Origin of the sequence: Actinomadura sp. KC216, assembly GCF_004348535.1 — a bacterium.
GTDB lineage: Bacteria > Actinomycetota > Actinomycetes > Streptosporangiales > Streptosporangiaceae > Spirillospora.
Genome location: NZ_SMJX01000351.1, coordinates 1 through 8,161, shown reverse-complemented (window position 1 = coordinate 8,161; position 8,161 = coordinate 1). Strand labels below are relative to the sequence as shown.

The following is an 8,161-nucleotide window of genomic DNA, read 5'->3' as shown; positions in this document are numbered from 1 at the left end:
GCCCCGGCCCCCGCAGCAACCACCCGACAACCTCAACGCTTGCGATCGCGTCCGAAGGCAGGTTCGAGCTTGCGAGAACCTGATCGCGCAGCGAGCCGCCAGGCGAGACGAAGCGATGCAGCGATCGCGCGCTTTTTTCGACGATGGAGGGCCCCCAGGGCCCGAAGGAGGAGAAAAAAGCAATAAGAAGGTGGGGTTAGCCCCACCTCCGAATGGGCGGCGGACATCATGGTCGCCCCACCCCGTGCCGGGCAGGCTTGGACCGTACGTTGGAACGGGCATGGAGGGACGACGTGGGCGAGCTGAGCAGGGACCGCGGGAGCGGGGCCGCGACCGCCGGGGGTGCGGGCGCCGGTGGCGGCGCGGCGCGGTGGGCGGCGGCGCGGTGGGCCACCGTGATGCAGGCCGGCGGGGACGCGGCGGCGACCGTCGCGAACAGCCCGTGGACGCCGCTCGCCATGCTGAAGTCGTCGCTGACCTGGCGTTCGGCGATCTATCTGGCCGCGAGCTTCGCGTTCGGGCTCGGCTGGTTCATCGCGCTGGTCGTCGGGCTGACCCTTTCCTTCAGCCTGCTGATCATCTGGGTGGGCCTGCCGATGCTGGCGCTGATGATGGTCGCGTGGCGGTTCGGCGCGGTGCTGGAGCGGCAGCTCGTCCGGGCGGCGTTCGGTGTCAGGATCGCGAGCCCGTACCGGCGGCTGCCGGAAGGCCGCAACCCGCTGACGAAGCTGAAGGGCATGGCGGGCGACCCCGCCACCTGGAAGGACCTCGGCTACCTCGCCGTGCTGTTCCCCATCACGCTGGTGGAGTTCGCCGTGTCCGTGACGGTCTGGGCGGCGACGGGCATGCTGCTGTTCATGCCGATCATCCTGGCGGTGGACGGCGACGGCGCCGAGGTCGGCCTCGGGTTCGTCTCGTACTGGGCCGGCAACCCGCTGGAGGCGCTGCCGGTCTCCGTGGCCGGGCTGTTCTTCCTCGTGCTCGCGATGTACGTGACGCGGATCATGGCGATCGGGCACTCGGCGTTCGCCGGGCTGATGCTCGGCCCGAGCCCGTCGCAGAAGGAGAACCTGGAGCTGCGGAAGCGGACCGAGCACCTGCGCGCCAGCCGCGCCCGCGGCGTGGACGCGGCCGAGTTCGAGCGGCGCCGCATCGAGCGCGACCTGCACGACGGCGCCCAGCAGCGGCTCCTCGCCGTGGCCATGGACATCGGACGCGCCCGCGCCAAGCTGGACGACGACCCCGAGGGCGCGCGGGCGCTGATCGAGCAGGCCCACGACGGCACCAAGGAGGCCATCTCCGAGCTGCGCGACCTGGCCCGCGGCATCTACCCGGCGATCCTCACCGACCGCGGCCTGGACCCGGCGCTTTCGGGCCTCGCGGGCCGCGCGCCCGTCCCCGTCGAGGTCGACGTCGACCTGCCGGAGCGCCCGCCGGCGGCGGTCGAGAGCATCGCCTACTTCATCGTCGCGGAGTCGCTGGCGAACATCGCGAAGTACGCCCGTGCGACGCGCGCGTCGGTCCGGGTCGTCCGCGAGGACCGCTGGGTGGTCGTCGAGGTGATCGACAACGGTGTCGGCGGCGCGGTGGCGCGGCCGGAGGGCGGGCTCGCGGGGCTGGCCGACCGGGCCGCGACGATCGACGGGATGCTGATCGTGGACAGCCCGCCCGGCGGCCCCACGATCATCCGCGCCGACCTTCCCTGCCACTGGTGACCTAGGGCGGGGCCCGCGTCCGCGGGCCCCGCCGCACGGCCACGGACGGCCCCGTCCCGGCGCCGCAGGGCGATAATGGACGGATGCGGGTAGTGATCGCCGAGGATTCGGTGCTGTTGCGCGAAGGGCTCGTCCGGCTGCTCGACGACGCCGGGATCGAGACGGTGGCGACGGTCGGGGACGGCCCCGGCCTCCTCGGCATCGTCGAGGAGCACAAGCCGGATCTCGCGATCGTGGACGTGCGGATGCCGCCGTCGTTCACCGACGAGGGGCTCCGCGCGGCGCTGGCCGTCCGGGAGCGCCTGCCGGGCACGCCGATCCTCGTCCTGTCGCAGTACGTGGAGGAGCGGTACGCCACCGACCTCATCGGCGGCGGTGCCGAAGGCGTCGGCTACCTGCTGAAAGAGCGGGTGTCGGACGTCGCGGAGTTCATCGACGCGGTCCGCCGCATCGCCGCCGGCGCGACCGTCATCGACCCGGAGGTGATCGGGCAGCTGCTCGGCCGCCGCCGCTCCGGCGACCCGCTGGAGGCGCTGACCCCGCGGGAGCGCGAGGTGCTGGCGCTGATGGCCCAGGGACGCTCGAACGGCGCCATCGCCCAGGATCTGGTCGTCACCGAGGGCGCCGTCGAGAAGCACATCTCGAACATCTTCATGAAGCTCGACCTGCAGCCCGCGCAGGGCGGGCACCGCCGCGTCATGGCCGTCCTGGCCTACCTGGGCCGCACCGAGGCCTGAGGCCCCGCGCGAACGTCCAAGATCGGGAATGCCCTGTGACGTCGGCACGTTCTCCTATCTGGCACACTTGGGGTGCCAACCGCTGCGGTACCGGTTCACGTTCCCACGATTTCTTGTGGCCCCGTCATGCGGACACGGCCATGCGAGCCCGGAGCGCCCGGCGACCGCCAGAAGCGAGGAGAACCATGAAGCCCGACATTCACCCGAACTACGTCGTCACCACCGTGACGTGCACGTGCGGCAACACCTTCGAGACCCGCAGCACCGCCGAGAACGGCGTGATGCACGCGGACGTCTGCTCGAACTGCCACCCGTTCTACACGGGCAAGCAGAAGATCCTCGACACCGGTGGCCGGGTCGCGCGCTTCGAGCAGCGCTTCGGCAAGAAGAAGGCCGGCAAGTAGGACGAGCGCCGCACATACAGCGACCAATGAAGGCCCGGGGACTCGCCATGGGTCCCCGGGTTTTCTTTACGGGCCAGGACACACATCGTGAATCTCGACGAACTGATCAGCGAATACGCGGGCATCGAGGAACGGCTCGCCGATCCGTCCGTCCATGCCGACCAGGGCCTGGCGCGCAAGCTCGGCAAGCGCTACGCCGAGCTCCGGCCGATCGTCGAGACGCACCGGGAGCTGGCCCTGACCGAGGACGACCTCGCCGCCGCCCGCGAGCTGGCGGGGGAGGACGAGGCGTTCGCCGCCGAGGCCACCGACCTTGAGGGGCGCCGCGAGGAGCTCGAGGAGCGCCTCCGGCGGCTGCTCGTCCCGCGCGACCCGAACGACGACAAGGACGTCATCCTCCAGGTGAAGGCGGGCGAGGGCGGCGAGGAGTCCGCGCTGTTCGCCGGCGACCTGCTGCGCATGTACCTGCGGTACGCCGAGCGCGTCGGCTGGAAGACCGAGGTCATCGACGCGCACCCGTCCGATCTCGGCGGCTACAAGGACGTCACCGTCGCCGTGAAGGCCAAGGGGAACCAGGACGAGGGCGTCTGGACGCGGCTGAAGTACGAGGGCGGCGTCCACCGGGTGCAGCGCGTCCCCGCCACCGAGTCGCAGGGGCGCATCCACACCAGCGCCGTCGGCGTCCTGGTGACCCCCGAAGCCGAGGACGTCGACGTCCAGGTCGACGCGAACGACCTGCGCATCGACGTGTACCGGTCGTCCGGTCCTGGCGGGCAGAGCGTCAACACCACCGACTCCGCGGTCCGCATCACGCACCTGCCGACCGGCGTCGTCGTCTCCTGCCAGAACGAGAAGAGCCAGCTGCAGAACAAGGAGCAGGCGCTGCGGATCCTGCGGTCGCGGCTGCTGGCGATGGCGCAGGAGGAGGCCGACGCGGCCGCCGCGGCGGAGCGCAAGAGCCAGGTCCGGACGGTCGACCGGTCCGAGCGGGTGCGCACCTACAACTATCCGGAGAACCGGATCTCCGACCACCGGGTCGGGTACAAGGCCTACAACCTCGACCAGGTGCTGGACGGCGACCTCCAGGGCGTCACGCAGGCGCTCGTCGACGCGGACATGGAACGCCGGCTGGCCGAAGCCCAAGGATCATGAGCGCGGCGAACCGGGGGGTGTGGGGGGTCGTCCCCCCTCGAAGGGCAAGATCATGAACCTGCTGCTCGACGAGATCGCCAGGGCCACGGCGCGGCTCGCGGACGCGGGCGCCGCCTCGCCGCGCGCCGACGCCGAGGAACTCGCGGCGTCCGTGCACCAGGTGAAGCGCTCGGAGCTGCACTGCGTCCCCGACAGCGCGTTCGACGCCCGGTTCTGGGAGTTCGTCGCGCGGCGCGAGGCGGGGGAGCCGCTGCAGCACATCACGGGCCGGGCGTTCTTCCGCTACCTGGAGCTGAAGGTCGGGCCCGGGGTGTTCGTGCCGCGTCCGGAGACCGAGGTGATGGTCGGGTGGGCGCTGGAGACGCTGCGCGACATGGACGTCCGCGACCCCCTCGTCGTCGATCTCGGCACCGGGTCGGCGGCGATCGCGCTGTCGATCGCGCTGGAGGCGCCGCGCTCGCGCGTCCACGCCGTGGAGAAGGACCCGACGGCGTTCGTGCACGCGACCCGCAACATCGAGGAGCTGGACGAGCGCGGCCGCGTCCGGCTGCACCTGGACGACTTCGCCACCGCGCTGCCCGAGCTGGACGGCACCGTCGACCTGGTCGTGTCGAACCCGCCGTACATCCCGATGAGCGAGTGGGAGTACGTGCCGCCCGACGTCCGCGACCATGATCCCGCCGACGCGCTGTGGGGCGGCGGCGACGACGGCCTCGACGCGATCCGCGTCGTGGAGCGCACCGCCCGCCGCCTTCTGCGGCCCGGCGGCTACGCGGCGGTCGAGCACAGCGACCTGCAGGGCAACGGCGTCTACTGGGTGTTCGCGGAGGAGAACGGATGGCGCGACGTCCGCAACCGACGCGACCTCACGAACCGGGATCGCTTCGTCACGGCACGCCTCGCCTCGGACTAGCGCGCCGGAACCGCCGCTATTCTGGGCGGTGCCATGCCGGACGAGCGCTGCGCAGATGGGAAGACGGGCGACCGTGAGCCGACGTTATGACTGCTCCGATCCGATGGAGCGCACCCGCGGGATCGCCGAGGCCGTGTCGGCCGTGCGGCGCGGCGAGCTGGTCGTCCTGCCGACCGACACCGTGTACGGGGTCGGCGTGGACGCGTTCCTCGCGGACGCGGTGCAGAAGCTGCTGGACGCGAAGGGACGCGGGCGCGACATGCCGCCGCCCGTCCTGGTGGGGTCCGTGCGGGCCGCGACGGCGCTGGTGGACAACCTCGGCACCTACGGGCAGGACCTCGTCGACGAGTTCTGGCCGGGCGCGCTGACGCTGGTGTGCCGCGCCAACCCGAACCTCATGTGGGACCTCGGCGAGACCAAGGGGACCGTCGCGCTGCGGATGCCGATGCACGACCTCGCGGTCGAGCTGCTGAAGGAGACCGGCCCGATGGCCGTGAGCAGCGCGAACCTCAGCGGCCGGCCCGCCGCCCGGGACGTGGAGGAGGCCGAGAAGATGCTCGGCGACGCCGTCTCGGTCTACCTGGACGGCGGGGTGTCCGGGCACGCCGACCCGTCGACGATCGTGGACCTGACCGGGTCGGTGCCGCGGCTGCTGCGCGCGGGCGCCATCCCCGAGGACAAGATCCGCTCGGTGGTCGGCGTCCTGCTCACCGAGGAGGACGAGGCCTACGACGACGCCGGCGAGCCCGCAGACGCCCCGTCCGGGGCGGAGATCGGCAAGCCTTCCCTCACCAAGGGGGACGGCGCGCACACACAGGACGCGCCCGCTGAGCCTTCTTCCGAGGGCACTGAGCGTTCTCCCGAGGGCACTGGGCCCGCCGGTCCCGCCGGAGCGGCGGCGAAGCCGTCCCTCACCAAGGACGACGAGAAATAGCCGCGGGCTAACGCGGCAGGTCGAGCCGTCACGACCCGCTTCCCTTACCTGGCGAGTGCATCGGCCTCGTTACACCCACGGGATGTCGGCAACGGTGCAACCATGCGTGACGTGCGTGGCCGTGTCCGGGGGCCCGCGATCACCGCGGGCGTGCTGCTGCTGACCCTCGTCTTAGCGCTGCCCGCCCCCGCCGCCGGAGCCGACCCGCCACCCGCGGGGGAGCGCATCCCGACCTACGACGTCGTCCTCACCATCGGCGCGGACGGCGTCCTGTACGTCCGGGAGACGATCACCTACGACTTCGACCGGGCCGGCGAGCACGGGATCGTGCGGAACGTCCCGTTCCGGCACGGCGACCGCGTGTACGACGTGCGGGACGTGCGGACCAGCTCGTCCACCGGCGCCCCGTCCCGGGTCCGGACGATGCGGTTCCTGAACGACGTGCGGATCAGCGTCGGGGACCGGGACCGCGAGGTCGGCGGGCGCCAGGCGTACGTGATCGAGTACGCCGTGGCGTGGGCGTTCACCCCCCGCGCCCGCCACGACGAGCTGGTCTGGGACGCGATCGGCACCGGCTGGAACGTGCCGATCGGGAACGCGGCCGTCCGGGTGGAGGCGCCGGTCCCGCTGCGGAACGCCACCTGCCGCGCGGGCGCGCCCGGCGCGACGACCCGGTGCCTGCGCGACCGCGACGGCCCCTACGCGGTGGACTTCATCCAGCGCGGGCTCGCCCCGCACGAGGGCATGACGATCAGGGTCAGGATGCCGAAGCACGCGATCGCGGTCCCGCCGCCGCGGTACGTCCCGCCGCGCTGGACGGGCGGCTGGACGGGCACCGCGCTCCTCGCGTTCTCCCTCGCCGCCGTGGTCCTGCTCGCCGCCCGCCCGGCGCTGCCCGCACGCGCCGGCGCGGGCCTGGCCACCGCCGGGTTCCTGCTGGTCATCGCCGACGCCGGGGACGACATGGCCGCCCATGGGGCCTGGGCGTTCTCGCTCGGCGACCGGACCCTCGCCGGGCTCGCGCTCATGATCACCGGAGCCGGGGTCATGAGCGCCCGCCGGTTCCGGGACGGCCCGTTCGGGCACCGGACGGTCGCCGCGCGGACTACAGTTGGTCGGTCGCGACGTGAACAGATCGTCCGGGCGAGCCGTCTACCAAGGTGACGGCCCGCGCGGACGGGGTACGGAGCGTGCGCGGGCGACCGCGCGGGAGACGCGGGGCCCGCGGGGCTCGCGGGGCGGGATCGGTGAAGGGAGGCGCAGGGCAGTGCGCGAATACCTGCTCAGCATCCTGGTCGCCGCCCTCGTCGCCTACCTGCTGACCCCGCTGGTGCGGAGTTTCGCCGTCTGGTTCGGCGCGCAGGCCGTCCCCCGCGAGCGCGACGTGCACGTCATCCCGACGCCGCGGCTCGGCGGCCTCGCGATGTTCGGCGGGATGGTCGCCGCGCTGGTGGTGGCGACCGGGCTGCCGGAGATGCGCAAGGTCCTCGCGGACGGCGACATCAGCGTCACCAGGGCGCTGCTGCTGTCCGGCGGGCTGCTGGTGCTGATCGGCATCGCCGACGACCGCTGGGAGGTGGACGCCCTCACCAAGTTCGCCGGCCAGGTCGCCGCGGCCGGGATCTTCATCATGCAGGGCATCCAGATCTACGTGATCCCGCTGCCGACGGGCGAGTCGCTGACGCTGCCGCCCGCCTACGGGGTCCCGCTGACCGTCTTCGTCGTCGTCGCGACGATCAACGCGGTGAACTTCATCGACGGCCTGGACGGCCTCGCCGCGGGCGTCGTCGGGATCGCCGCGCTGGCGCTGTTCTCCTACGCCTACCTGCTGTCGCGGACCGAGGGCCTCACCACGCTGTCCGCCGCGACCCTCATCGCCGCGATCCTGTTCGGGATGTGCCTGGGCTTCCTGCCGCACAACTTCAGCCCCGCGAAGATATTCATGGGCGACACCGGCTCGATGCTGATCGGGCTGCTGCTCAGCGCGTCCACGATCATGCTGACCGGCCAGTTCGACCCGGCCGTGCTCGCCAACGGGCTGTTCCCGTTCTTCGTCCCGCTGCTGCTGATCCCGGCGGTGGCGGCGGTCCCGTTCGTCGACATGCTGCTCGCGGTGTGGCGGCGCACCAACCAGGGCCGGTCGCCGTTCGCGCCCGACAAGCAGCACCTGCACCACCGGCTGCTGGAGCTCGGCCACTCCACCCGCCGCGCCGTACTGATCATGTACTTCTGGGTCGGCCTGCTGGCGTCCGGCCTGGTCGGGCTCGCGCTGTTCGACGCCGCCTGGGTGACGCTCGGTGTCACCG

The 8,161-nt window shown here is 72.1% G+C and carries 8 protein-coding genes; all 8 read left to right on the top strand.

What is annotated here, in order from left to right; translation table 11 throughout:
- Positions 1-293: 293 nt before the first annotated feature.
- On the top strand, positions 294-1,715 hold the full coding sequence (locus tag E1264_RS36495) for a sensor domain-containing protein (protein WP_243711395.1): 1,422 nt from the start codon (positions 294-296) through the stop codon (positions 1,713-1,715).
- Positions 1,716-1,798: 83 nt separating this feature from the next.
- Entirely contained in the window at positions 1,799-2,452 is a 654-nt protein-coding gene (locus E1264_RS36490) for a response regulator transcription factor (RefSeq protein WP_132181081.1), read from the top strand.
- A gap of 185 nt (positions 2,453-2,637) precedes the next feature.
- Positions 2,638-2,856, top strand: coding sequence for a 50S ribosomal protein L31 (gene rpmE / locus E1264_RS36485; RefSeq protein WP_132181079.1), 219 nt, complete (start codon positions 2,638-2,640; stop codon positions 2,854-2,856).
- Positions 2,857-2,943: 87 nt separating this feature from the next.
- Positions 2,944-4,008, top strand: a complete 1,065-nt coding sequence (gene prfA / locus E1264_RS36480) for a peptide chain release factor 1 (RefSeq protein ID WP_132181077.1) — start codon at positions 2,944-2,946, stop codon at positions 4,006-4,008.
- A gap of 52 nt (positions 4,009-4,060) precedes the next feature.
- Positions 4,061-4,921: a peptide chain release factor N(5)-glutamine methyltransferase gene (gene prmC, locus E1264_RS36475; RefSeq protein ID WP_132181075.1), complete on the top strand. Its 861-nt coding sequence runs from the start codon at positions 4,061-4,063 to the stop codon at positions 4,919-4,921.
- A 103-nt stretch (positions 4,922-5,024) separates the two neighbouring features.
- Positions 5,025-5,855: an L-threonylcarbamoyladenylate synthase gene (locus E1264_RS36470; protein ID WP_243711394.1), complete on the top strand. Its 831-nt coding sequence runs from the start codon at positions 5,025-5,027 to the stop codon at positions 5,853-5,855.
- A gap of 102 nt (positions 5,856-5,957) precedes the next feature.
- Positions 5,958-7,019, top strand: coding sequence for a DUF2207 domain-containing protein (locus E1264_RS36465; protein ID WP_132181071.1), 1,062 nt, complete (start codon positions 5,958-5,960; stop codon positions 7,017-7,019).
- 103 nt (positions 7,020-7,122) lie between these two features.
- Positions 7,123-8,161, top strand: a 1,039-nt coding sequence (locus E1264_RS36460) for an MraY family glycosyltransferase (RefSeq protein ID WP_132181069.1), incomplete at its 3' end; no start/stop codon positions are given.